This is a genomic window from Dickeya poaceiphila, assembly GCF_007858975.2.
Taxonomy (GTDB): domain Bacteria; phylum Pseudomonadota; class Gammaproteobacteria; order Enterobacterales; family Enterobacteriaceae; genus Dickeya; species Dickeya poaceiphila.
In genome coordinates, this window is record NZ_CP042220.2 from 1121838 (window position 1) to 1143457 (window position 21620).

Here is a 21620-nt window from a genome sequence, read left to right on the forward strand (position 1 = left end):
AGTGGAGGGAGAAGAGTAATGGGAATGCCTGGACAACTGGAACGACTCCCTGTGATGGATGTCCATCAGTTAACCGATGAGCAAACGGCGTTGTCGGTTGGTGGGTTGAATCTGTATTACGGCGACAAACAAGCGCTGTGCGATATCTCTCTGCGTATTCCGAAAAACCGCGTCACTGCGCTGATTGGGCCGTCTGGCTGCGGCAAGTCCACGCTGTTGCGCTGTTTTAACCGCATGAACGATTTGATGGATCACTGCCGTATTGAAGGTGATATTCGCCTGCAAGGCATGTGTATCAACGATCCTTCGTTAGATGTGTCGATGCTGCGCCGTCGGGTAGGCATGGTATTCCAGCGGCCCAATCCGTTTCCTAAATCCATCTATGAGAACGTAATTTACGGTTTGCGTTTGCAGGGGGTGAAAGACCGACGTCTGTTGGATGACGCGGTGGAAAACGCGCTGCGTGCGGCAGCGTTATGGCATGAGGTAAAAGACCGGCTCAGCGACAATGCGCTGACGCTTTCCAGCGGCCAGCAGCAGCGGCTGGTGATCGCCCGTGCTATCGCCATCGAGCCAGAGGTGTTGTTGCTCGACGAGCCTACTTCGGCGCTTGACCCGATCTCGACGCTGGTGATTGAAGAACTGATAGGGGCGCTGAAGCGCCGTTTTACGCTGGTGCTGGTGACGCATAACATGCAGCAGGCGGCGAGGGTGTCTGATTACACGGCGTTTATCCATCATGGCCGCCTGATTGAATACAACGAGACTGACTCACTGTTTACCGCTCCTGGAGAACGCCGTACCGAGGATTACATCACCGGTCGTTTGGGGTAGCCATTGTCAGGCGCTGTACCGACGTATGCGTTGCATGAGGCGTGATTATTTCCATATCTTTTTCTTATGAAAAATTGACCTGTGTCGAGAAACTAACGTTTAGTTACCCGACTGTCGCTGTGATTACACGGGGTGATGATAAACTGCGCACAGTTTAGCGTAGGGGCAGATAGCAGCATTATGAGATTCAGTACCATGAGCGAAGGTGACATCATCACCGAGCTTTGTCGGCGAATAAAAGACGCACGTATTCAGCAGCGGTTATCCCAGGTAGATTTGGCCGAGCGCGCCGGGCTTGGCATCGCCACTATCAAGCGGGCGGAGATGGGCGAATCCATTACCCTGAGCAGCCTGCTGGCGATTCTGCGCGGGTTGAATCGTCTGCATCAACTGGAAGGCGTGTTGTTTGATGCTGAAGTCGAGAATTTCAATGCGCGGCTAAATGGCGGGCAACCGCGTGCGCCGTTACGCATTCGTAAGAAAAATACCGACACGCCAGCGCCTGCCGCTGCATCGGAATCGATGCCGAAACCGGTCGCCAGTGCGCTTGACTGGTATGTTTCTGCCGCAGAAAACAACCTGATCTGGTCCTGGCCGGACAACGAGAAAAAACCTTCCTGAAGGCTCGCCGGGCTGATGGGGTTGCATCAGCCCGGCGGGTTACGTCTGTTTTTAGCGCAGGCGGTGCGTGGTTAAACGCACCGCTTTTTTATTCGCACTGCACTACCTTGATCGCCAGACCGCCGCGGGAGGTTTCGCGGTATTTGGCATTCATGTCCTTGCCGGTTTCGTACATGGTTTCGATCACTTTATCCAGTGAGACGCGGGGTTCGCTGGCGCGGCGAATGGCCATGCGTGCAGCGTTGATCGCCTTGACGGACGCAATGGCGTTGCGCTCGATACAGGGAACCTGAACCTGCCCGGCCACCGGGTCGCAGGTTAGCCCAAGATTGTGTTCCATGCCGATTTCGGCGGCGATGCACACCTGTTCCGGATTGGCTCCCAGCAATTCCGCCAAACCGGCGGCGGCCATCGAGCAGGCAACCCCGACCTCACCCTGACAACCCACTTCCGCCCCGGAAATAGAGGCGTTCATTTTGAACAGAATGCCGATGGCACCGGCGGCCAGAAAATAACGCAGGTACGTATCTGGCGTTACCGGTTGGATAAACCGGTCATAATAGGCCAGTACGGCAGGAATAATGCCGCAGGCGCCGTTGGTCGGTGCCGTTACCACCCGGCCACCCGCGGCATTTTCTTCCGATACCGCCATGGCGAACATATTGACCCAGTCCATAGCATCCATCGGGTCGTTGGAAAAACGTCCGTTGGTGAACAACAGGCGGTGTAGCGCCGAGGCACGACGTGGCACGCGCAGTGGGCCGGGCAACACGCCCTCGGTATTCATGCCGCGATGAATAGCGTTTTGCATGGTTTGCCAGACGCTGGCGAAGTAGGTTTCCAGTGCGTCGCGGCCATGCATGGCGATCTCGTTTTTCATCACCACGGCTGAGAGCGACAGGCAGTTATCGTGACAGTGCTGCAACAGCTGTCGGGCGGAATAGAATGGCCAGGGAGCGCGTTCTTCCTGCGAGATGGGCTGGCCGAAGTGCTCCTGATTGACGACAAAACCGCCGCCGATAGAGTAGTAGGTTTTGCTGTACAGCACGTTCTGGCTGGCATCGAGTGCGCGGATCGTCATGCCGTTTTCGTGCAGCGGCAGGTTTTCCGGCTGGAAACGCAGCGCGCTGTCCAGCGGGAAGTTGACCTCATAGCGTCCACCGAGCAACGGCAGGCGACGGGTGTGTTGCACTTGTTGAATAAACGCCGGAATAGCGTCGATATCCACGCTGTCGGGCAGGTTGCCGGCCAGTCCCATAATAATGGCGATATCGGTGTGGTGGCCCTTGCCGGTCAGAGCCAGCGAACCATAAACATCAACGATAATGGCATCAACCGATGAAATCAGAGACAGGTTGACCAGAGAGTCGGTGAACATGTTGCCAGCTTTCATCGGGCCAACGGTATGCGAACTGGAAGGGCCGATACCAATTTTGAAAATATCAAATACGCTGACCATAGGGGTTCCTTTACAGCTGACGCAGGCAGCAGATCCGCCTGCGTCGGGAGAGGATAGAGGCATTACTCGAACAGGGTGTAGACGATAGCGGTGATGGCGATCAGGCCCAGCAGGGTGACGAACACATTGCTCAACGCGCCGCTGTACTGGCGCATGGCCGGCACTTTCCGGATAGCGTACATCGGCATCAGGAACAGCAGACAGGCGATCACCGGGCCGCCCAGCGTTTCAATCATGCCCAGAATGCTGGGGTTAAGGGTTGCGACCAGCCAGGTGGTAAGCAGCATGAACAGCGCAGTGATGCGGTTCAGTTTGTCGGTCGGGATGGTCTTGCCGCGGCTGCGCAGCATTTTCACCATCATGCCGTTCAGACCTTCGCCTGCGCCCAGATAGTGACCCAGGAATGACTTGGAGATGGCGATAGTGGCGATGACCGGCGCCAGATAGCCCATCACCGGGTTGTTAAAGTGGTTAGCCAGATAAGACAGAATCGAAATGTTCTGTGCTTTCGCTTCCATCAGATCAGACGGAGAGAGCGCCAGTACGCAACTGAACACGAAGAACATGACCGTCAGCACCATCATGGTGTGGCTGCAGGCCAGAATGCGGGAGCATTTTTTCTCGGCGTTATCACCGTATTCACGGCGTTTAGCTACCGCGAAAGACGAAATAATCGGCGAGTGGTTGAAAGAAAACACCATCACCGGAATCGCCAGCCACAGCGTTGCCAGCAAGCCGTTGCCGGTGGTGCTGTTGGTTAGGGAAATATTATGGAAAACGCCAGTGTTCCAATGTGGAACTAAATACAATGCCAGCATCATTAATACTGCCACAAATGGATATACCAGCACGCTCATGGCTTTTACAATCATGGCCTCGCCGAAACGAACAATAAACATCAACCCCAAAATCAATATCAACGATAGAATCGCGCGCGGTGGCGAGGGTAAATGCAACTGGTGGGTAATAAAACTGTCAACAGTGTTGGTTATAGCAACACTGTAAACCAGAAGAATCGGGTAAATAGCGAAAAAATAGAGCAGGGTGATTAATTTTCCTGCACCAGTACCAAAATGTTCTTCTACCACTTCGGTAATATCTTCGCCGCCTTTTTTACCGGATAAAACAAAACGGCATAATGCGCGGTGAGAAAAATAGGTCATTGGAAAAGCAATAATTGCCATGATAATCAACGGAATCAGACCGCCGATACCGGCATTAATCGGTAAAAACAGCACGCCTGCGCCAATTGCCGTACCATACAGGCCCAGCATCCAGACGGTATCGCTTTTGCGCCAGCCTGAAGCGTGCTCCAGTACCTGACTGCTGTCTTGAATTGTGCTCATGCGAGTTTCTCCTTGGTGAAAACAGAGTATAAAAAATACCGTACCGGCAGCAGACCAATACAGAGATAATTGCAGGTGTCACACGCGATATCATGTGAATTAAGAGTAATCTTTGTTGTGGCGGCATTCTATATCCTGCTCGACGGAGAATAATAGTGAGGCGATCACAAAAATGATTGGGGGTCAATTATTTTAACCTTTAATGATTAAAAATAAAATATCAGGATTGATGCGTTAAATAATTTATTTTCAGAGGCATCTTTTTTGATGCGTTAATTTTGTTTAATTCGGTGAATAATAATACGGAAATATTCTTGTGTGGGATGGGTACGAATGAAATAAATAACCAATACAACGTATTTATTCTAAACGCTTTGAAAATAATAAACTCAATCATCACAATGTCACGTAAAAAAATTGACCAGACGATGACGAGCGGGCCGTGGCTGGTTCGCTCGTCATCGTACCGGCTTACTCTGCTAACCGTTGTTGTGCCCATGCCAGCCCGGAATGATAGACTTCCGGCAGCAACGGCGTCAGTGCCTGCAACGTCTGATGCAAACGTGCGGTATCCGGATGTGTGAGATTCAGGTGTCCCACCTTGCGTCCCGGACGCACCTCTTTCTCATACCAATGCAGATGCACCAGCGGCAGCGTCAGCCAGTCGATGTTCACATCCGTGCCGATCAGGTTGACCATCACTGCAGGGCTGGCGACCACCGGAGGCGGCAGCGGTAGATCGAGGATCGCACGCAGATGTAGTTCGAACTGGCTGATGGACGCGCCGTTTTGCGTCCAGTGGCCGCTGTTGTGTACGCGCGGCGCCAGTTCGTTGATGAGCAGGCGATCACCCACCACAAAGCACTCCATGGCCATGACGCCCACGTAACCCAGGCGATGCATGATTGACGACAGCATTTGCTCCGCCTGCTGTTGTAGTTGTGCTTGCGGTTGCGGCAGCGCCACACTGGTTCGCAGGATGCCATCTTCATGCAGGTTGTGAGTCAGCGGATAGAATACGCAGTCACCCTGTGTGCTGCGTGCGCCAACCAGCGACACTTCGCCGGAAAAAGCGATGCCCTGTTCGACAATGCAGTCACCGTAACACTCAGCCGGCAGGCTGTGCTCTTCGCCTGGGCGGATACGCCACTGGCCACGACCATCGTAACCGCCGACGCGGCGTTTAACGATTGCCAGCTCGCCCAGTGAGGCGAATACTTCAGTCCATTGTTGTGCCGAGGCCAGCAACTGCCAGGGCGCGGTAGCCAGACCCAGTTCATCCAGCAGCTGCTTTTGAGTGTAGCGATCAGCCAGACGTGGAAAGATATCACGGTTGACGAAGGCAGAATGCTGCGCCAACTGGCGGGTCAACGCCGTTTCCGGCCAGCGTTCGATTTCCGCTGTGATGACGCTGTGCTGCACCGGAACCGATTCCGGCTCCGCATCCAGCCCAACCGGATAAACAGCGATGCCGAGCGGTTCGCCGGCCTGACGCAGCATACGGCCTAATTGACCGTTACCCAGTACGCAAACCGGTTTCATGACTGTTCCCTCGGGTCCGGATTATTCAGCACGTCGTCGGTCTGTGCCTGACGCCAGGCCGCCAGACGCGAAGCCAGATCACTATCGTGGCGCGCCAGAATCTGTGCGGCCAGCAGAGCGGCGTTAGCGGCGCCCGCTTTGCCGATGGCTAAGGTGCCGACGGGAATGCCGCGTGGCATCTGCACGATAGAATAAAGGCTGTCAACGCCGCTTAACGCCGCGCTCTGCACCGGAACGCCCAGCACTGGCACCAGCGTTTTGGCCGCCAGCATACCCGGCAGGTGAGCGGCGCCGCCCGCACCGGCGATAATGACGTCAAAGCCATTCTGGTCCGCCTGTTCGGCGAAGCTGAACAGTTTGTCCGGCGTGCGGTGCGCGGAAACCACTTCAACGTGATAAGGCAGATTCAGTGTAGTGAGGATCTCTGCAGCAAACTGCATGGTGGCCCAGTCACTCTTTGAACCCATGACAATAGCGATTTTCGCCGGGGCAGCGTTGGATGACATGCCTGTAATGCTCCTGTGGTTTGCATGACGGTGGTGATTCATGTCGATGACGGGCAATGACGTAATGGTTCATGGTGCGGTCATTGCTCGGTGCAACGGCGACCTGAAGCCAGAGCCACAGGCCGCGAGGGCGTAGAGCATACCATGAGCCAGAAGGGAGGAAAACGGTTGCGTGGCGATGAAATGGGCCACTGATGAGGAAAATCAGTGTAAAGACAGCGTTACAATGGAAATGAAATCAGGCGGATATCACCCGCAGTCACTGCCAGCATAGACCCTTCCTGATGCCAGGCGCCCAGCACTGCACGTTCGGCGCATACACCAGCTTCGTCAATCGCGTGAATCGCCGGGCGGTGAGTGTGGCCGTGGATCATCAGTGTGGCCTGATGGTGGTGCAGACGCGCAATCACTTCATCCGCGTTGACATCCATAATAGCCATGGATTTGTGCTGGTTGGCCTGCTGGCTGGCGGCACGCATACGGGCGGCAATGCGCAGACGAAAAGACAACGGCAACCACAGGAAAAGCCGCTGGATGAACGGGTTATGCACTTTGCGACGAAAGTGTTGATAGGCGTGATCGTCGGTGCACAGGGTATCGCCGTGCAACAGCAGTGTGCGGCGACCGTACAGGTCAAGCACCGTTTCTGTGGCGAGCAATTGCAGACCGCTCTGGTGGGCGAAACGCCTACCGAGTAGAAAATCGCGGTTGCCGTGGGCGAAATAGCAAGGCACGCCGCTATCGGCCAGTGTCTTGAGCGCCGTTGCGACGGCTGCGTGCAGCGGGGCCGGGTCGTCGTCGCCAATCCAGGCGTCGAACAGATCGCCGAGAATGTAGAGCGCGTCGGCGCCGGGCGCATCTTCATGCAGAAAACGCAGAAAACCGGCGGTGATCGCCGGTTCCTGTTCGCTCAGATGCAGATCGCTAATAAACAGCGTGGTCATGCCGAAGGCGTTACTCGCTAACGGTTACGCTGGTGACGATCACGTCTTCTTTCGGTACATCCTGATGCATACCGCTGCGACCGGTGGACACCGCCTTAATCTTATCGACCACGTCCATGCCTTCCACTACTTCGGCGAATACACAGTAACCCCAGCCGTTCACGGTTTCAGATTTGAAATTCAGGAAATCGTTATCCACCACGTTGATGAAGAACTGGGCGGTGGCTGAATGCGGGTCATTGGTACGCGCCATCGCCAGTGTGCCACGGTTGTTGGCCAGGCCATTGTTCGCTTCGTTTTTGATCGGCGCATGGGTGTCTTTCTGGCTCATTCCGGGTTCAAAACCACCGCCCTGGATCATGAAACCATTGATTACACGGTGAAAAATCGTGTTATTGTAAAAACCGCTGCGGCAGTAGTTCAGGAAATTTTCCACGGTAACCGGGGCTTTTTCCGCAAAGGTATTGATGACGATGTCGCCGTGGTTAGTATGAAACGTAATCATAGAGAAACCTTACTTAGCCATAGTACACAGAATGATGAGAGAGATTCACCGAGGCGCCAAGCCGCCAAGAGCGCTCTTATAACATAAGTGAATGGCTGAGTCAGCACAGGGTGAAGCTGGTAACAAAATGAGGAAAAGTTTACGGAGTTAAATTCAAATAAATTCATTAAGATTATAATATTAATTGAGTTTATTTGAAAAATATTTTTATTGCGCTAAATCAATAACAGCTATTATTTAGGTATGTTTTTATACTTTATAAACATATTCTTGTTGTAGTTGATAGTCACTCTCGTTAACACGTTTCTCATTCAATAATTCATACAGGTAGGTAAACTATGTTGGATCGGATTAATCAGCTTTTAGACAACCCGGATTGTGGCAAGCTGGTTTTGCGACTGTCATTCAGTATTTTGGTTCTGTTTCATGGCGTTCATAAGCTGATTGCCGGTGTTGGCCCTATTCAGGGAATGCTGGCGGCGCATGGTTTGCCGGGTTTTATCGCCTACGGCGTGTTTATTGGTGAGGTGATTGCACCTATCATGATGATTCTGGGCATCCTTACGCGTCCTGCCGCGCTGGCTTTTGCCTTTACCATGATCGTGGCGTTCTTGCTGGCGCATCCGGAAGCGATTTTCACCCTTGATAAAACCGGGGCATGGGGGATTGAGAACGTTGCAGTTTACTTCTTTGCCGGTATCACCATTGCGCTGCTGGGCAGCGGCAAATACTCCGTAATGAGCAATCCTCGCTTGCGCTAAGCGTGCAATAGTGAAATTCGTCTGCACTGGCAGCGAGACAAACCCGGCAATATCGCCGGGTTTGTGCGTTTTAGGACGGTAAGAGCGTGAAACAACAGGGATGGCTAATATTCGGTACACCCGCTTGCAATAGCTCAGGGTTCAGGTTTCAATACGCAGCTAAGAGCCTATCCCAATTAGGCTATTTTACTTGCCATTTTGGCCCTGGGCAGTGCTCGAAATCCTCACGTACTCCGTGTACGCTCCGGTTTCTCCGCGCTGTCCGTGTCCAAACTGGCTGCGCCAATGACGCCTATTGGGATAGGTTCTACGTCCAAAAACCGGATAAAAACCGACTTTATTACGCGTAACGCAGATAACGATGCACATCTCCTGCGAACACCATGGAATGCCCTGATGCTAAAGATCTTTAATACCCTGAGTCGTCAAAAAGAGGAATTCAAACCCATCCACGCTGGCAAGGTTGGCATGTATGTGTGCGGGATAACCGTTTACGACCTGTGTCATATCGGTCATGGGCGTACTTTCGTGGCATTTGACGTGGTGGCGCGTTACCTGCGTTATCTAGGATATGACGTCAAATATGTGCGTAATATCACCGACATTGACGACAAAATCATCCGACGTGCGACCGAGAACGGCGAAACCATCGAGCAACTCACTAATCGTATGATTGGCGAGATGCATACCGATTTTCGCGCGCTGAATATTCTCTCCCCGGATGAAGAGCCTCGTGCTACGCATTACATCGCAGAAATCATTGAACTGGTTGAAAAATTAATAGCCCGTCGTCACGCTTACGTGGCGGATAACGGCGACGTGATGTTTTCGGTGGATACCGCACCGGGTTATGGCGTGCTGTCACGTCAGGATCTGGAGCAACTGAAGGCTGGGGCGCGAGTGGAAATCACCGAAGTGAAACGCAACCCGATGGATTTTGTGCTGTGGAAAATGTCCAAGGCGGGTGAGCCGAGCTGGCCGTCGCCGTGGGGCAATGGCCGTCCCGGCTGGCACATTGAATGCTCGGCGATGAACTGCAAACAACTGGGTGAACATTTTGATATTCACGGCGGCGGTTCTGACCTGATGTTCCCGCACCACGAAAACGAGATTGCTCAGTCTACCTGCGCGCACGGTGGTGATTATGTGAATTACTGGATGCACTCCGGCATGGTCATGGTGGACCGGGAGAAGATGTCCAAGTCACTGAATAACTTCTTTACCGTGCGCGATGTGTTAACGCACTACGATGCCGAAACCATTCGTTATTTCCTGATTTCTGGTCATTACCGTAGCCAACTGAACTATACGGAAGAGAACCTCAGGCAGGCGCGCGCGTCTCTGGAGCGTTTGTACACCGCGTTGCGCGGCACTGATGCCTCTGCGCCGGCATCGGGTGGCGAGGCGTTTGAGCACCGTTTCCGCGACGCGATGGATGACGACTTTAATACGCCGGAAGCCTATTCGGTGCTGTTCGACATGGCCCGTGAGGTCAACCGCCTGAAAGCGGACGATGCCGCGGCAGCCAATGGTCTGGCGGCGGCGTTGCGTCAACTGGCTGGTGTACTGGGTTTGCTGGCACAGGAGCCGGAATTATTCTTGCAAAGCGGCGCGCAGGCTGATGACAGTGAAGTGCAGGAGATTGAAGCGCTGATTAAACAGCGTAACGATGCTCGTCAGTCTAAAGACTGGGCGCTGGCGGATGCGGCGCGCAACCGATTGACGGAAATGGGTATCGTGTTGGAAGACGGCTCACAGGGCACCATCTGGCGTCGTAAGTAATCGCCGTTCAGCACCCTTCCAATAGTAAAGGCCCGAAAACCGGGCCTTTACTGTTTCAGGTGCTAATGAAAACCGGCGTTATGCCTGCACGGTAACCGACTCGCCGCCGAAGCGCACTACCTGACCGGCAACGATTTTGCAGCGCTTGCGAGTTTCGGTATGGCCGTCAACGGTCACCTCACCGGCGGCAATCACTTGTTTGGCAGAGGCGCCGCTTTCACTCCAGCCTTGCAGTTTCAGTAAATCGCACAGTTCCACGTGCGGGTGTTTATCCAGATGGAATACGTTCATGGGAATTATGCCTGTGCTGGGGTGTCGTGGTATTCCTCGCAAGCCTGCAAGGTATTCTGAATCAGTGTTGCGACAGTCATCGGGCCTACGCCGCCCGGCACCGGCGTGATATAGGCGGCGCGTTCTGCGGCTTCGTCAAATTTCACATCACCGACGACTTTGCCGTTTTCCAGCCGATTAATACCGACATCGATCACGATAGCGCCCGGTTTGATCCACTCGCCCGGAATAAAGCCCGGTTTGCCGACCGCGACCACCAGCAGGTCGGCGTGTTCGACATGGTGACGCAGATCCTTGGTGAAGCGGTGGGTAACGGTGGTGGTGCATCCCGCCAGCAACAGCTCCATGCTCATCGGGCGGCCAACGATATTCGATGCGCCGACCACCACTGCGTTCAGGCCGAACATGTTGACGTCATAGCGTTCCAGCAGTGTGACGATGCCGCGCGGGGTGCAAGGGCGCAGCAACGGCGCACGCTGGCATAGGCGACCAACGTTATACGGGTGGAAACCGTCTACGTCTTTGTCTGGTGCGATGCGTTCAATGACCTTGGTATTGTCGATTCCCGCTGGCAACGGCAACTGCACCAAAATGCCATCAATAGCGGCATCGGCATTTAACGCGTCGATCAGCGACAGCAGTTCTGGCTCGGTGGTGGTGGCTGGCAGGTCATAAGAGCGTGAAACGAAACCGACTTCTTCACACACCTTGCGCTTGCTGGCGACATAAATCTGTGAGGCCGGGTTATCGCCCACCAACACCACGGCTAACCCTGGCGCACGTTTGCCTGCAGCCAGGCGCTGTTTCACGTGCACGGCGACTTCATCCTTCACCTGCTGCGCAATCGTTTTACCATCAATAATTTTTGCAACCATGTACAGAAAATCCATCATTTTCAATGCGGGGAGATTGCGCCTATTTTGGCAGAAGCCGCGCAGGCTGTCAGGCGTTGTATGGTTATTAATTGTGATATCTGATTTATCAGTAACGTTATAGTTTCAACAATAGAATCGTTTGACCGTTTACTGGCTCAAGGTGCTGAACTGATGGAGCAGGTCACCCGGCAGAATGCGGCGTTGGTGTCAGAGGCGGCCACTGCCAGCTAATTGCTCGACAGGCAGGCCGGCGACATGAAAGAAACGGTTGATCGCTTTGTCGTTGCTGATAACAACGATGTTCGGATTGGCCTGCCTCGCTGAGAAACCGGCAGTCAGCGGTGATATAGCCTGGCTGCCGTGTCCATAAAGGCGCGTACGATGTGCTCCAGCATCCGTTGCAGCTCCCGCGCTTTGTCCGGTTGCCAGGCAAAAGGCGCCTGTTCACTCATGTAGTTACATTGTGCCAGTTCCAGTTGCATGGCGTGCTGATGTTGCTCCGGCTGTCCGTAAGCGCGGGTGATGTAACCACCACGGAAGCGGCCATTGATTATCCAGCTCCAGCGCTGTTGTGACTGGCATGTCTCCAGCAACGCCGATTCAATAGATGGCGCACAGCTAAGTCCGCCGTTGGTGCCGAGGTTCAGATCCGGCAGTCGTCCGTCAAACAGGCGTGGAATCTGAGAAGCGATGGAATGCGCGTCGAACAGCAATGCGTAGCCGTGGCGTTGTTTGATGCGCGCCAGTTGTTGCTGGATTTGCTGGTGATAAGGCTGCCAGATATCGCGCAGATAACCGTCGCGTACCGCTTTCGGCGGCGCGTCGCCGGGGATAAACGCTGGCGTACCGTCAAACAGGACGTCTGGAAACAGGCCGGTGGTGGCGGTGGTATACAGCGGTTGGTCATCCGCCGGGCGATTCAGGTCGATAACAAAACGCGAGTAGTTAGCCGCCAGCACGCTGGCACCCAGTCCGTGGGCAAATTCGTACAGTTGTGGGATATGCCAGTCGGTGTCCGGCAGTGGACGGGCTGCGGGGCTGAGCCGGTCAGCCACTTCCGGCGTCAGGTCGGTGCCGGCGTGGGGGATGCTGAGCAGCAGCGGGCTGTCGCCCTCAATAAGTGTAAATGGCGTCATGAGCGTCGTTCTCCGCGAAAAATTGTTGTACAGGGCAGTTGACCGCCCAGCCAGTAAACCAGTTCTGCCGGGCGTGCCAGCGGCCAGTGCACGAAATCCGCCACCTTACCGGTTTCCAGCGAGCCATGGCTCTGTTCCAGCCCCAGCGCACGGGCGGCGTGCAGCGTTACTCCGGCCAGCGCTTCTTCCGGCGTGAGCCTAAACAGGGTGCAGGCCATGTTGAGCATCAGCCGTAGCGACAGCGCAGGCGACGTGCCGGGATTGCAGTCGCTGGCGATAGCCATCGGTACGCCGTAGCGGCGAAACCGTTCGACCGGCGGGCATTGTGTTTCCCGCAGCAGGTAATAGGCGCCGGGCAATAGCACCGCTACGGTGCCTGCTGCGGCCATCGCCGCCACGTCCTGCTCGGTAGCGTATTCCAGATGATCGGCGGACAGCGCCTGAAAGCGGGCCGCCAGCGCGCTGCCGTTTAGCGATGAGAGTTGTTCGGCATGGAGTTTGACCGGCAACTGATGTGCTTGCGCGGCCTGAAACAACCGTTCTACCTGTGCCGGGCTGAACGCCAGATGCTCACAGAAGGCATCAACGGCATCGGCCAGCCCTTCGTTGACCACCGCTGGCAGCAGTTCGCGGCAGACCAGATCGATCCACGCCTCCGGTTGCTGCCTGAATTCCGGCGGAATGGCGTGGGCGGCCAGACAGGTGGAAACAACCTGCACCGGCTGTTGTCGCCCCAATTCACGGATCACCCGCAGCATTTTCAGCTCGCTGTCCATGTCCAGCCCATAGCCGGATTTGATCTCAAGCGTGGTCACCCCTTCAGCCAGCAGTGGCCTTAAGCGGATGAGCGCCGAAGTGAGCAGGCTGTCGTGGCTCGCCTCGCGGGTGGCGTTGACGGTGGCAAGAATGCCGCCGCCGGCTGCGGCGATATCGGCATAACTGACGCCATTAAGGCGTTGCTCGAATTCAGCGCTGCGATCACCGCCAAATACCAGATGGGTATGGCAGTCGATCAAACCGGGTGTAATGATGCCGCCACCGAAATCGGTGACCTGTGACGGCGCGAAGTCGGGCAAGGTGTGCCGTGCGCCCAGCCAGACGATGCGCCCGGCGGTGACGGCCAGCGCCCCATCCTCAATCACCTGATAGTGACCACCGCGTAGGGTGACCAGATCAGCACCCAGCCACAGGCTGTCGCACGGTATCGTCATCGTGTATTCCCTTGCTGTTATAGTCTTGTATAGACAAGTTATACGCCACCACAGCATTTCAGCAAGCTGTGACGGAATAGGAATTTCTTATTCACTTTCTCCGTCACAGTAGCGGCTGCGTTGCGGAATAAAAAAGCCTTATGTCCTGCGTTGCTGACTTTGGTGTATAGATATGTCTATACAATATTATTGATGACAATCACCGACAGGATCTTGCTATGTCCGTTTATTTTGCCGAACGTGCGTTACTGCCACAGGGAATGGCGCGCCATGTGCGTCTGGAAGTGGATGAACAGGGGTATTTACAATCCGTTACGCCGCAGGCGGAGCCAGAAGGCGCGCAGCGGCTCAGCGGCATCGTACTACCGACAATGGTCAACCTGCATTCACATGCTTTTCAGCGTGCGATGGCCGGGCTGGCGGAGGTGGCGGGTGATCCGCAGGATAGCTTCTGGACCTGGCGTGACCTGATGTATCGCATGGTGGCGAACCTGACGCCGGAGCAGGTCGGGGTGATCGCCACCCGGTTGTACATCGATATGCTCAAGGGCGGCTACAGTCAGGTGGCGGAGTTTCACTATCTGCACCACGACCCGCACGGCAAACCGTACCGTCAGAATGACATGTTGCGTCATCTGCTGGCGGCGGCGCAGCAGGTCGGCATCGGTCAAACTATGCTGCCGGTGCTCTACAGCTACAGCGGCTTCGGCGCACAGCCGCCGCAGCCGGGGCAGGCGCGTTTTATTCAGGATGTAGACCATTACCTGCGCCAGCAGGAAACGCTGGCGGCACTGATTCAGTCTTATCCGTTGCTCAATCATGGGTTGTGTTTCCATTCGTTGCGGGCAGTCAGCCAGAACCAGATGGAAGATGTGCTGGAAGCGACTGACAGCAGCCTGCCGGTGCATATCCATATCGCTGAGCAGCAAAAAGAGGTGAATGACTGCCTGAACTGGAGCGGTGAACGCCCGGTGCAGTGGTTGTTTAATCGGTTTGCGGTGGATGCCCGCTGGTGTCTGGTGCACGCCACGCATTTGGATCAGCAGGAACTGAACCGGTTGGCCGACAGCCTGGCGGTGGCCGGATTGTGCCCGACCACCGAAGCTAATCTTGGCGACGGTATTTTCCCGCTCGACCGTTACGTGGCGCTGGGTGGGCGCTGGGGCATCGGTTCTGACAGTCATGTGTCGCTGAATGTGGTAGAGGAGCTACGCTGGCTGGAATACGGGCAGCGGCTGCGCGATCATCGTCGTAACCGGGTGGTGACGGCGCAGCAAGCGGCGGTAGGCAGCCTGTTGTACGCTCAGGCGTTGCAGGGTGGCGCGCAGGCTTGTCGGGTACCGGTTGGCGAACTGAGCGCGGGCTGGCGTGCCGACTGGCTGGTACTGCGCGAGGATGCCTTGTTGAGTGCGGTGGCGGATAACAGCCTGCTCAACCGCTGGCTGTTTGCCGGTGATCGTCAGCAAATCCACGAGGTGTGGGTGGCGGGCAAACCGGTTATCGAAGAGGGGCGGCACGCGCTGGATGAGGATATCGACGCCCGGTTTATCGACGTGATGAAAACATTGCAGGCGGTGATGTGATGCGAACTTTCAGCCTGGATACGCTTTCGGTCAGCCGCTGGAAAAACGGCGGCGGCGAAACCCGCGAGATTTGCCGGATAACGTCGGCCCAGTCCGACGGTGATTTTGCCTGGCGCGCCAGTATCGCCACCATCGAGAAAGACGGTGATTTTTCCTGTTTCCCCGGTGTTGATCGGGTGATAACGCTGTTGTCCGGGGAGGGGGTAGACCTGTGCGGCGAGGGCTGGCGGCATCGGCTGACGCTGCATCAGCCGTTCGCTTTTAGCGGCGAACAGGCGATCACCGCGCGGCTGTGCGGCGGCGTCAGTCTGGACTTCAATATTATGGTGGATAGGCGCTGCTATCGGGCGGACGTTGCGGTGGTCAGGGGTACGGCGATGCAGACGCCAGATACCGGCGGCATCGCCTATGTACTGGCAGGCCACTGGTGTGCGAACACACACCGACTGGCTACCGGAGAGGGGGCATGGTGGCAGTCATCAGGTACATGCTGGACGCCAGATGACGACAATGCTGTCTTACTGCTTGCCACAATTCACGCACGATAACCCGCTCTGTGCATCGTCCTGATGCACAATCATTGGGCGCCGCCATTGTGCAGTGCAACCTGTAATAGTGCGGTGCAATCTGTAAATGCGCGGTGCAACCTGTAAATGTGTGGCGCCGCCTGCGAATGTGTTTCCCTGATGTGCTGCGACTTCCTGTTCACCGCTGCCGGGCGGGGTTGGCCGAATTTATCTACCCGGATTTCCCCATCGACTGAAATCATGGCCCGAATCTTGCTGCTTATCTGGTGTTGTATATACATGTAATGACTTTGAAGCGTAAACACCAGGGGGAAGACATGAAAAAGAGCAAGCTGGTTCAGTCTGTAATTGCCTTATGTGTAATAAGCACGTCGGCTGTTTTCTGCGCAGGCGCGCAGGCCAAAGAGTGGAAGTCGGTGACTATCGCAACGGAAGGCAGTTATGAACCCTGGAACCTTACCTTGCCCGGCGGCAAGTTGGGTGGATTTGAACCGGAGCTGATGACTCTCCTGTGCCAGAGGATGAACATCCAGTGCAAACTGGTGGTGCAAAACTGGGATGGCATGATAGCGGGTCTGCAGGCCGGTAAGTTCGATGTGATGATGGATGCCATCGTGATTACCCCGGAGCGCAAGCAAGTGGTGGACTTCTCCCTTCCCTATGCCTCCACCCCGGCCAGTTTTATTACCGTCAAAGGTAAGCTGGCGCTGCCTGTCGAAGCAGACAAAGCGATGATTAAGCTGACGGATGATCCTGCCCAGATTAAACCGGCGATAGCGGGCCTGCGCCGCGCGTTACAGGGCAAAACCATCGGTATTGCTTCCGGCACTGTCTATACGCCGTTTATCGACACCTATTTCCGGGATGTCGCCACCGTGCGTGAATACACCGCGTCCGCCGATGCCATTCTGGATTTACAGGCAGGTCGCATTGATGCGGTGTTTGACGATGTCACCTTCGCCAATTCCATCCTCAGCAAACCGGAAAACAGCAGCCTGACGTTAGGTGGCCCGCAGCTGACCGGGCCTATCTGGGGAGAAGGGGAAGCGTTGGGCTTTCGTAAAAGCGACCCGGAGCTGAAGGCTAAATTCGATGCCGCGATTAAAGCGGCGCTGGCGGATGGAACAGTCAAAACGCTCAGCGAGAAATGGTTCAAAACGGACGTCACTCCCTAAGACTTGAAGGAAACACTATGCTGGCCCTGTTAGATTTCAGCGATCAGGGGTGGGGCGGCCTGCTGGCGATGGCCGCGCTGACCACCTTGTGCCTGACGATGGCCGCGTTGCTGATCGGCGCTCTGGTCGGCGCGGTGGTTGCCGCGGCTAAACTGTCCACGCGCCGACTCTGGCGCGTGGCGGTGGAGACGTACTCCATCGTATTTCGTGGCATTCCGGAGCTGCTGATCATTTATCTGTTCTATTTTGGCGGTTCCGGTGTGTTGACGCAGATTGGGCGCTGGTTCGGTGCCGAGGGATTTATCGAACTGCCGCCTTTCCTGATTGGCGCGCTGGCGATTGGGTTAATTTCCGCATCGTATCAGGGCGAGGTGTACCGCGCGGCGCGTCTGGCCGTGAGTAGCGGTGAACTGGAGGCAGCCAGCGCGATGGGGATGTCGCGCTGGCGTATCGGATGGCGGATTCTGCTGCCGCAGGTGATGCGCTTTGCCCTGCCGGGCTTGTCTAATGTCTGGCAGATGAGTCTGAAGGATTCAGCGCTGGTGTCGGTCACCGGCATTATCGAGCTGATGCGCGCCAGCCAGATGGCCGCCGGTTCGACCCGCGACTATTTTCTGTTCTACTTTGCTGGTGCGGCTATCTATCTGATCCTGACTGTGTTTTCCAATACGGCGTTTGCCCGTCTGGAGCGGATCTTGTCCCAGCCTTATCAGCGCAAAGCGATGCAGGAGCCGTCATGATTGATATTGCCTTTCTGACTCAAACATTCCTGCGGTTACTGTCGGCGCTGCCGGTGACGCTGGGGCTGTTTTTTGCCTCGTTCGCTGTCGGGGCGATGCTTTCGGTGTTGCTGGTGGCGATGCGGGTGAGCGCTGTCTGGCCGCTGAGCGGGTTTGCTCGTCTGTATATGTTGATTTTTCGCGGGACACCGCTGCTGATCCAGCTATTTCTGGTCTATTACGGGCTGGGGCAATTCAGCGTAGTGCGTGACAGCCTGTTCTGGCCGGTACTGCGCGATCCGTTCAGTTGCGCCGTGCTGGCGCTGGCATTGTGCACCGCTGGTTATACCGCAGAAATTCTGCGCGGTGCGCTATTGTCTGTTCCCGCCGGGCAGATTGAAGCCGGTCTGGCGTGTGGTATGTCGCGCTGGCTGCTGCTGCGCCGCATCATTGCGCCGGTGGCGTTGCGTCACGCGCTGCCCGCCTGGTCAACCGAGGCGATCTTGCTGATCAAATCCACCGCGCTGGCCAGTCTGGTCACGGTGTGGGATGTCACCGGCGTCGCACAGCAGGTAATCCAGCGCACGTATCGCACGCTGGAGGTGTTTGTCTGCGCTGCGCTGATTTACCTGCTGCTGAACTTCATTATTGTCAGGGTGTTTGCCTGGCTGGAACGTGCGTTGTCGCCAAATCTGGCCGCTGTGCCGACGTCTTTTGGGAGAGATCATGAATAAAACCGCCCCCATCACCTTATCGATGATCGATATCCGCAAGTCATTCGGCGCGCTTGAGGTGCTCAAAGGTATTTCGCTGGATGCACGCAAAGGCGAGGTGATTTCGCTGCTGGGTGCCAGCGGATCGGGCAAGAGTACCTTTTTGCGTTGCATCAACCTGCTGGAAACGCCAGATGACGGCACGGTTGCCGTCAGTGGTGAAATGATCCTGATGAAGCGTCATAAACTCGGCCACCAGATCGCAGCTGACAGGCGTCAGGTGGAACGGCTGCGTACCCGATTGGGGATGGTGTTCCAGAATTTCAATTTGTGGAGCCATATGACGGTGCTGCAAAACGTCATCGAAGGGCCATTGCATATTCTCAGGCGCTCGCGCGCCGACTGTGTCGAACAGGCTGAGGCGTTGCTGGCGAAGGTCGGGCTGTATGAACGGCGGCATTTTTATCCGGCGCAACTTTCCGGCGGCCAGCAGCAGCGGGTGGCGATTGCCAGAGCGTTATCGATGGAGCCGGAGGTGATGTTGTTTGATGAACCGACCTCGGCGCTGGACCCAGAACTGGTCGGCGATGTGCTGAAAGTGATGCGCGGGCTGGCCGAAGAAGGGCGCACCATGCTGGTGGTGACCCATGAAATGGGGTTTGCCCGTCATGTTTCCAGTCGGGTGGTGTTCATGCATCAGGGGCGGATTGACTGCGAGGGCGCACCTGAAGCCATGTTCGGCGGCGACAGTTCGGCGCGTTTTCAGCAATTTATCGCCAGTCACCAGACGGTGTAAGGGGAACACTATGGTTACCGAGATTTGTTGGGGCGATGCACCACTAACATGGCGTGAACTGGTGCAGGTGGCCCGCCATGGCGCACAGCTTAGCCTGAGTGAGGCGGCCTGGCACCGCATGAACCAATCACGGCGTATCGTCGAACAGATTGTGGATAGCGAAACGCTGGCCTATGGCGTCAATACCGGGCTGGGCGCGTTATGTAATGTGGCCTTGCCGGTGGCGGATCTGGCGCGGCTGTCGCGCAATACCTTGCTTAGTCACGCTTGCGGCGTAGGGCCGCGGCTGCCTGTCGAACAGACCCGCGCCATCCTGTGTGCGGCGATTGCCAATTACAGTCACGGCAAGTCGGGGATTCAGCCTGATATCGTGCAGGCGTTGCTGACGCTGCTCAATCAAGGGGTGACACCGTGCGTGCCATCGCAAGGCTCGGTCGGCTATCTCACGCATATGGCACATATCGGGCTGGCGTTGATCGGCGTCGGTGAAGTGGAATGGCAAGGTCAGCTACTGCCTGCGTCGGAAGCGTTGCAGCGTATTGGCGTCACGCCGGTGACGCTGGGGGCGAAAGACGGGCTGTCGCTGGTTAATGGTACGCCGTGCATGACCGGACTGGCTTGTCTGGCGCTGGATGATGCGGCGCGGCAACTGGACTGGGCAGATGTGACCGGCGCGATGAGTTTTGAGGCGCTGCGCGGGCAGGCAGTCGCCTTTGACGCTGAGGTGCTGGCATTAAAACCGAGCGCCGGTATTCAACAGGTCGGGCAGCGCCTGCGCGCCCTGTTGGCCGGGAGCCGGATCATTGCCCAGAGCGAAGGCATTCGGACGCAGGATGCGCTGAGCCTGCGATCCATGCCGCAAATTCATGGTGCCTGCCGTGATCAGTTTGCATCATCGGCGCAACGCATCGAGATGGAACTCAATGCCGCCACCGATAATCCGCTGGTGTTGGGCACGCCGGAGCAGTGGCGGGTGATATCGCAGGCGAACCCGCATGGCGAAGCGGTGGCACTGGCGGCAGACAGTCTGGCACTGGCGTTATGCGAACTGGCAGGCGTGGCGGAACGCCGGCTGGACCGGCTGATTAATCCGCTGGTGAGCGGGTTGCCGCCGTTTCTGGTCGCTCAGCCGGGGGTGAATTCCGGCATGATGATCGCCCAGTATGTGGCCGCCTCACTCTGTGGTGAGAACCGCTTATTGGCCCAGCCTGCGGTGGTCGATAACTTTGTCACCTCCGGCTTGCAGGAAGACCACCTGAGTATGGGCACCCCGGCGGCGCTCAAATTGCTGAAGCTGACTGAAAACGTCTGGCAGGTGCTGGCTATTGAATATCTGCTGGCGGCGCAGGCGCTGGATTTTCTCGGTCCGAATAACGCCGGCGTGGGAACACAACTGGCCTGGCAACGGCTGCGCCAGCAGGTTGACGTCTGGCAGGAGGATCGCTGGCTGGCGCCGGATATCGCCCGTGCGGTAGCCGTGCTACGGCATCAGGATTTGGGTTGGGACGAATTGCCCTACCCGAACGGGCAGGGCAGCTCAGAAACGCGCGAATAACGGTGAACAGGAACCGGGGAGGCAGGCCAGTTAATTAAACGTTAACCGGTAAAATCGTTGGGGACGCCCGACGGTGCCGTGCTGAATATGTGCTTCCAGCAATTTAATATTCTTGCAGTATTCCAGATAGCGCCGGGCGGTAGATTTACTGATGCCAATCAGGTCGCTCAGGCTGTCGGCGGTGTGCTGGGTGTGTTCGCCGGAAAACGCCGCTCGCACCTGATTGAGCGTCAGCTCGTCGATACCTTTCGGATAGGTGAATCCGGCTGGCGCGCTATGAGGAAGGGTTTGTCGTATTACCCGGTCGATCTCTTCCTGTTGCAGATGCGATTTCTGACCTACTTTTTTGTTGAACATCAGGTAGTTTTTCAGTGCTTCTTCCAGCCGCTCCAGGATGAACGGTTTGACCAGATAGTCACAGGCGCCGTGCCGTATTGCCGTTTTGATGGTATCGATATCGTTGGCGGCGGTAATAAAAATAACATCAACTTCCGGTTGCGTGGCGCGCAGGTGCTTCATCATGTCGATTCCCGTGCCATCGGGCAGGTAGTTATCCAGCATCACGAGGTCAGGCTTTTGGGCCGCGATAGCTATCCGGGCATCAGCAAGGGTATCTGCACTGCCTAATAGCAGGAATTCAGGATGTTTCCTGAGGAAGCTTTCAATGAAGAAAGCCATATCGTGATTGTCTTCAACCAAAAATACGCTGATCTTGTTTGCCATAGCGTTAATCTTCTAA

General features: G+C 56.0%; 22 protein-coding genes. 11 read left to right on the top strand and 11 right to left on the bottom strand.

The genetic code is table 11. The annotated features are described in order from the left end of the window. The first annotated feature begins 18 nt into the window (after nt 1-18). Together pstB and Dpoa569_RS05030 are read left to right on the top strand one after the other, a co-directional pair. The gene (gene pstB, locus Dpoa569_RS05025) at nt 19-834 is read left to right on the top strand and encodes a phosphate ABC transporter ATP-binding protein PstB (RefSeq protein WP_042871991.1); all 816 of its coding nucleotides are present in this window, start codon (nt 19-21) and stop codon (nt 832-834) included. A 180-nt stretch (nt 835-1014) separates the two neighbouring features. After that, nucleotides 1015-1455: a helix-turn-helix domain-containing protein gene (locus Dpoa569_RS05030; protein WP_042871989.1), complete on the top strand. Its 441-nt coding sequence runs from the start codon at nt 1015-1017 to the stop codon at nt 1453-1455. Between the two features lie 88 nt (nt 1456-1543). On the opposite strand, the gene Dpoa569_RS05035 is transcribed toward Dpoa569_RS05030, so the two are convergent. From Dpoa569_RS05035 to ppiB, 6 genes are all read right to left on the bottom strand, one after another. Then, entirely contained in the window at nt 1544-2914 is a 1371-nt protein-coding gene (locus Dpoa569_RS05035) for an L-serine ammonia-lyase (protein ID WP_042871987.1), read from the bottom strand. A 62-nt stretch (nt 2915-2976) separates the two neighbouring features. After that, a complete protein-coding gene (locus tag Dpoa569_RS05040) occupies nt 2977-4260 on the bottom strand; it encodes an HAAAP family serine/threonine permease (RefSeq protein WP_042871985.1) in 1284 nt (427 codons plus the stop codon). A 471-nt stretch (nt 4261-4731) separates the two neighbouring features. Next, nucleotides 4732-5802, bottom strand: coding sequence for a 5-(carboxyamino)imidazole ribonucleotide synthase (gene purK / locus Dpoa569_RS05045; RefSeq protein WP_042871982.1), 1071 nt, complete (start codon nt 5800-5802; stop codon nt 4732-4734). Continuing rightward, entirely contained in the window at nt 5799-6308 is a 510-nt protein-coding gene (gene purE, locus Dpoa569_RS05050) for a 5-(carboxyamino)imidazole ribonucleotide mutase (RefSeq protein ID WP_042871980.1), read from the bottom strand. The genes purK and purE overlap by 4 nt, the downstream gene beginning before the upstream one ends. A gap of 221 nt (nt 6309-6529) precedes the next feature. After that, entirely contained in the window at nt 6530-7252 is a 723-nt protein-coding gene (lpxH, locus tag Dpoa569_RS05055) for a UDP-2,3-diacylglucosamine diphosphatase (protein WP_042871978.1), read from the bottom strand. Nucleotides 7253-7262: 10 nt separating this feature from the next. Continuing rightward, entirely contained in the window at nt 7263-7757 is a 495-nt protein-coding gene (gene ppiB, locus Dpoa569_RS05060) for a peptidylprolyl isomerase B (protein ID WP_042871976.1), read from the bottom strand. Nucleotides 7758-8095: 338 nt separating this feature from the next. Here ppiB and Dpoa569_RS05065 point away from each other — a divergent pair, with 338 nt between their 5' ends. Together Dpoa569_RS05065 and cysS are read left to right on the top strand one after the other, a co-directional pair. After that, nucleotides 8096-8518 carry a DoxX family protein gene (locus Dpoa569_RS05065; RefSeq protein WP_042871974.1) on the top strand — a complete coding sequence of 141 codons (423 nt, stop codon included), beginning with the start codon at nt 8096-8098 and terminating at the stop codon, nt 8516-8518. A 396-nt stretch (nt 8519-8914) separates the two neighbouring features. Beyond that, complete coding sequence (gene cysS / locus Dpoa569_RS05070; protein ID WP_042871972.1) at nt 8915-10300, top strand: cysteine--tRNA ligase; 1386 nt, start codon at nt 8915-8917, stop codon at nt 10298-10300. A 78-nt stretch (nt 10301-10378) separates the two neighbouring features. Here cysS and ybcJ read toward each other — a convergent pair whose 3' ends face one another. From ybcJ to hutI, 4 genes are all read right to left on the bottom strand, one after another. Beyond that, the gene (gene ybcJ, locus Dpoa569_RS05075) at nt 10379-10591 is read right to left on the bottom strand and encodes a ribosome-associated protein YbcJ (RefSeq protein ID WP_042871970.1); all 213 of its coding nucleotides are present in this window, start codon (nt 10589-10591) and stop codon (nt 10379-10381) included. Nucleotides 10592-10596: 5 nt separating this feature from the next. Next, the gene (folD, locus tag Dpoa569_RS05080; RefSeq protein WP_042874034.1) at nt 10597-11466 is read right to left on the bottom strand and encodes a bifunctional methylenetetrahydrofolate dehydrogenase/methenyltetrahydrofolate cyclohydrolase FolD; all 870 of its coding nucleotides are present in this window, start codon (nt 11464-11466) and stop codon (nt 10597-10599) included. Between the two features lie 335 nt (nt 11467-11801). Next, complete coding sequence (hutG, locus tag Dpoa569_RS05085) at nt 11802-12602, bottom strand: N-formylglutamate deformylase (RefSeq protein WP_042871968.1); 801 nt, start codon at nt 12600-12602, stop codon at nt 11802-11804. Continuing rightward, a complete protein-coding gene (gene hutI, locus Dpoa569_RS05090; RefSeq protein WP_146411113.1) occupies nt 12599-13813 on the bottom strand; it encodes an imidazolonepropionase in 1215 nt (404 codons plus the stop codon). The genes hutG and hutI overlap by 4 nt, the downstream gene beginning before the upstream one ends. 218 nt (nt 13814-14031) lie before the next feature. Here hutI and Dpoa569_RS05095 point away from each other — a divergent pair, with 218 nt between their 5' ends. The 7 genes from Dpoa569_RS05095 to Dpoa569_RS05125 all read left to right on the top strand — a co-directional run bounded on the left by Dpoa569_RS05095 (nt 14032) and on the right by Dpoa569_RS05125 (nt 20881). Then, a complete protein-coding gene (locus tag Dpoa569_RS05095) occupies nt 14032-15396 on the top strand; it encodes a formimidoylglutamate deiminase (protein ID WP_042871966.1) in 1365 nt (454 codons plus the stop codon). Continuing rightward, nucleotides 15396-15944 carry a HutD/Ves family protein gene (locus Dpoa569_RS05100; RefSeq protein ID WP_042871964.1) on the top strand — a complete coding sequence of 183 codons (549 nt, stop codon included), beginning with the start codon at nt 15396-15398 and terminating at the stop codon, nt 15942-15944. Before Dpoa569_RS05095 ends, Dpoa569_RS05100 begins: the two co-directional genes overlap by 1 nt. Before the next feature lie 296 nt (nt 15945-16240). Then, nucleotides 16241-17098, top strand: a complete 858-nt coding sequence (locus tag Dpoa569_RS05105; RefSeq protein ID WP_050569494.1) for a transporter substrate-binding domain-containing protein — start codon at nt 16241-16243, stop codon at nt 17096-17098. Nucleotides 17099-17115: 17 nt separating this feature from the next. Then, the gene (locus Dpoa569_RS05110) at nt 17116-17838 is read left to right on the top strand and encodes an ABC transporter permease (RefSeq protein ID WP_042871960.1); all 723 of its coding nucleotides are present in this window, start codon (nt 17116-17118) and stop codon (nt 17836-17838) included. Further along, nucleotides 17835-18551, top strand: a complete 717-nt coding sequence (locus Dpoa569_RS05115; RefSeq protein WP_146411116.1) for an ABC transporter permease — start codon at nt 17835-17837, stop codon at nt 18549-18551. The genes Dpoa569_RS05110 and Dpoa569_RS05115 overlap by 4 nt, the downstream gene beginning before the upstream one ends. Then, nucleotides 18544-19326 (top strand): ABC transporter ATP-binding protein, encoded by a 783-nt coding sequence (locus Dpoa569_RS05120; protein ID WP_042871957.1) that lies wholly within the window; start codon nt 18544-18546, stop codon nt 19324-19326. The genes Dpoa569_RS05115 and Dpoa569_RS05120 overlap by 8 nt, the downstream gene beginning before the upstream one ends. 10 nt (nt 19327-19336) lie before the next feature. After that, the gene (locus Dpoa569_RS05125) at nt 19337-20881 is read left to right on the top strand and encodes an HAL/PAL/TAL family ammonia-lyase (RefSeq protein ID WP_042871955.1); all 1545 of its coding nucleotides are present in this window, start codon (nt 19337-19339) and stop codon (nt 20879-20881) included. Nucleotides 20882-20911: 30 nt separating this feature from the next. Here Dpoa569_RS05125 and Dpoa569_RS05130 read toward each other — a convergent pair whose 3' ends face one another. Further along, a complete protein-coding gene (locus Dpoa569_RS05130) occupies nt 20912-21604 on the bottom strand; it encodes a response regulator (RefSeq protein WP_071604332.1) in 693 nt (230 codons plus the stop codon). Nucleotides 21605-21620 lie beyond the last annotated feature (16 nt).

Bases quoted from the DNA above. Each gene is read 5' to 3' on its own strand.
- ppiB (WP_042871976.1), bottom strand. From the start codon at position 7,757: ATGATTACGTTTCATACTAACCACGGCGACATCGTCATCAATACCTTT.
- purK (WP_042871982.1), bottom strand. From the start codon at position 5,802: ATGAAACCGGTTTGCGTACTGGGTAACGGTCAATTAGGCCGTATGCTG.
- Dpoa569_RS05110 (WP_042871960.1), top strand. From the start codon at position 17,116: ATGCTGGCCCTGTTAGATTTCAGCGATCAGGGGTGGGGCGGCCTGCTG.
- Dpoa569_RS05120 (WP_042871957.1), top strand. From the start codon at position 18,544: ATGAATAAAACCGCCCCCATCACCTTATCGATGATCGATATCCGCAAG.
- ybcJ (WP_042871970.1), bottom strand. From the start codon at position 10,591: ATGAACGTATTCCATCTGGATAAACACCCGCACGTGGAACTGTGCGAT.
- Dpoa569_RS05095 (WP_042871966.1), top strand. From the start codon at position 14,032: ATGTCCGTTTATTTTGCCGAACGTGCGTTACTGCCACAGGGAATGGCG.
- hutI (WP_146411113.1), bottom strand. From the start codon at position 13,813: ATGACGATACCGTGCGACAGCCTGTGGCTGGGTGCTGATCTGGTCACC.
- Dpoa569_RS05125 (WP_042871955.1), top strand. From the start codon at position 19,337: ATGGTTACCGAGATTTGTTGGGGCGATGCACCACTAACATGGCGTGAA.
- hutG (WP_042871968.1), bottom strand. From the start codon at position 12,602: ATGACGCCATTTACACTTATTGAGGGCGACAGCCCGCTGCTGCTCAGC.
- Dpoa569_RS05115 (WP_146411116.1), top strand. From the start codon at position 17,835: ATGATTGATATTGCCTTTCTGACTCAAACATTCCTGCGGTTACTGTCG.
- folD (WP_042874034.1), bottom strand. From the start codon at position 11,466: ATGGTTGCAAAAATTATTGATGGTAAAACGATTGCGCAGCAGGTGAAG.
- lpxH (WP_042871978.1), bottom strand. From the start codon at position 7,252: ATGACCACGCTGTTTATTAGCGATCTGCATCTGAGCGAACAGGAACCG.
- Dpoa569_RS05030 (WP_042871989.1), top strand. From the start codon at position 1,015: ATGAGATTCAGTACCATGAGCGAAGGTGACATCATCACCGAGCTTTGT.
- pstB (WP_042871991.1), top strand. From the start codon at position 19: ATGGGAATGCCTGGACAACTGGAACGACTCCCTGTGATGGATGTCCAT.
- Dpoa569_RS05130 (WP_071604332.1), bottom strand. From the start codon at position 21,604: ATGGCAAACAAGATCAGCGTATTTTTGGTTGAAGACAATCACGATATG.
- Dpoa569_RS05065 (WP_042871974.1), top strand. From the start codon at position 8,096: ATGTTGGATCGGATTAATCAGCTTTTAGACAACCCGGATTGTGGCAAG.
- cysS (WP_042871972.1), top strand. From the start codon at position 8,915: ATGCTAAAGATCTTTAATACCCTGAGTCGTCAAAAAGAGGAATTCAAA.
- Dpoa569_RS05100 (WP_042871964.1), top strand. From the start codon at position 15,396: ATGCGAACTTTCAGCCTGGATACGCTTTCGGTCAGCCGCTGGAAAAAC.
- purE (WP_042871980.1), bottom strand. From the start codon at position 6,308: ATGTCATCCAACGCTGCCCCGGCGAAAATCGCTATTGTCATGGGTTCA.
- Dpoa569_RS05035 (WP_042871987.1), bottom strand. From the start codon at position 2,914: ATGGTCAGCGTATTTGATATTTTCAAAATTGGTATCGGCCCTTCCAGT.
- Dpoa569_RS05105 (WP_050569494.1), top strand. From the start codon at position 16,241: ATGAAAAAGAGCAAGCTGGTTCAGTCTGTAATTGCCTTATGTGTAATA.
- Dpoa569_RS05040 (WP_042871985.1), bottom strand. From the start codon at position 4,260: ATGAGCACAATTCAAGACAGCAGTCAGGTACTGGAGCACGCTTCAGGC.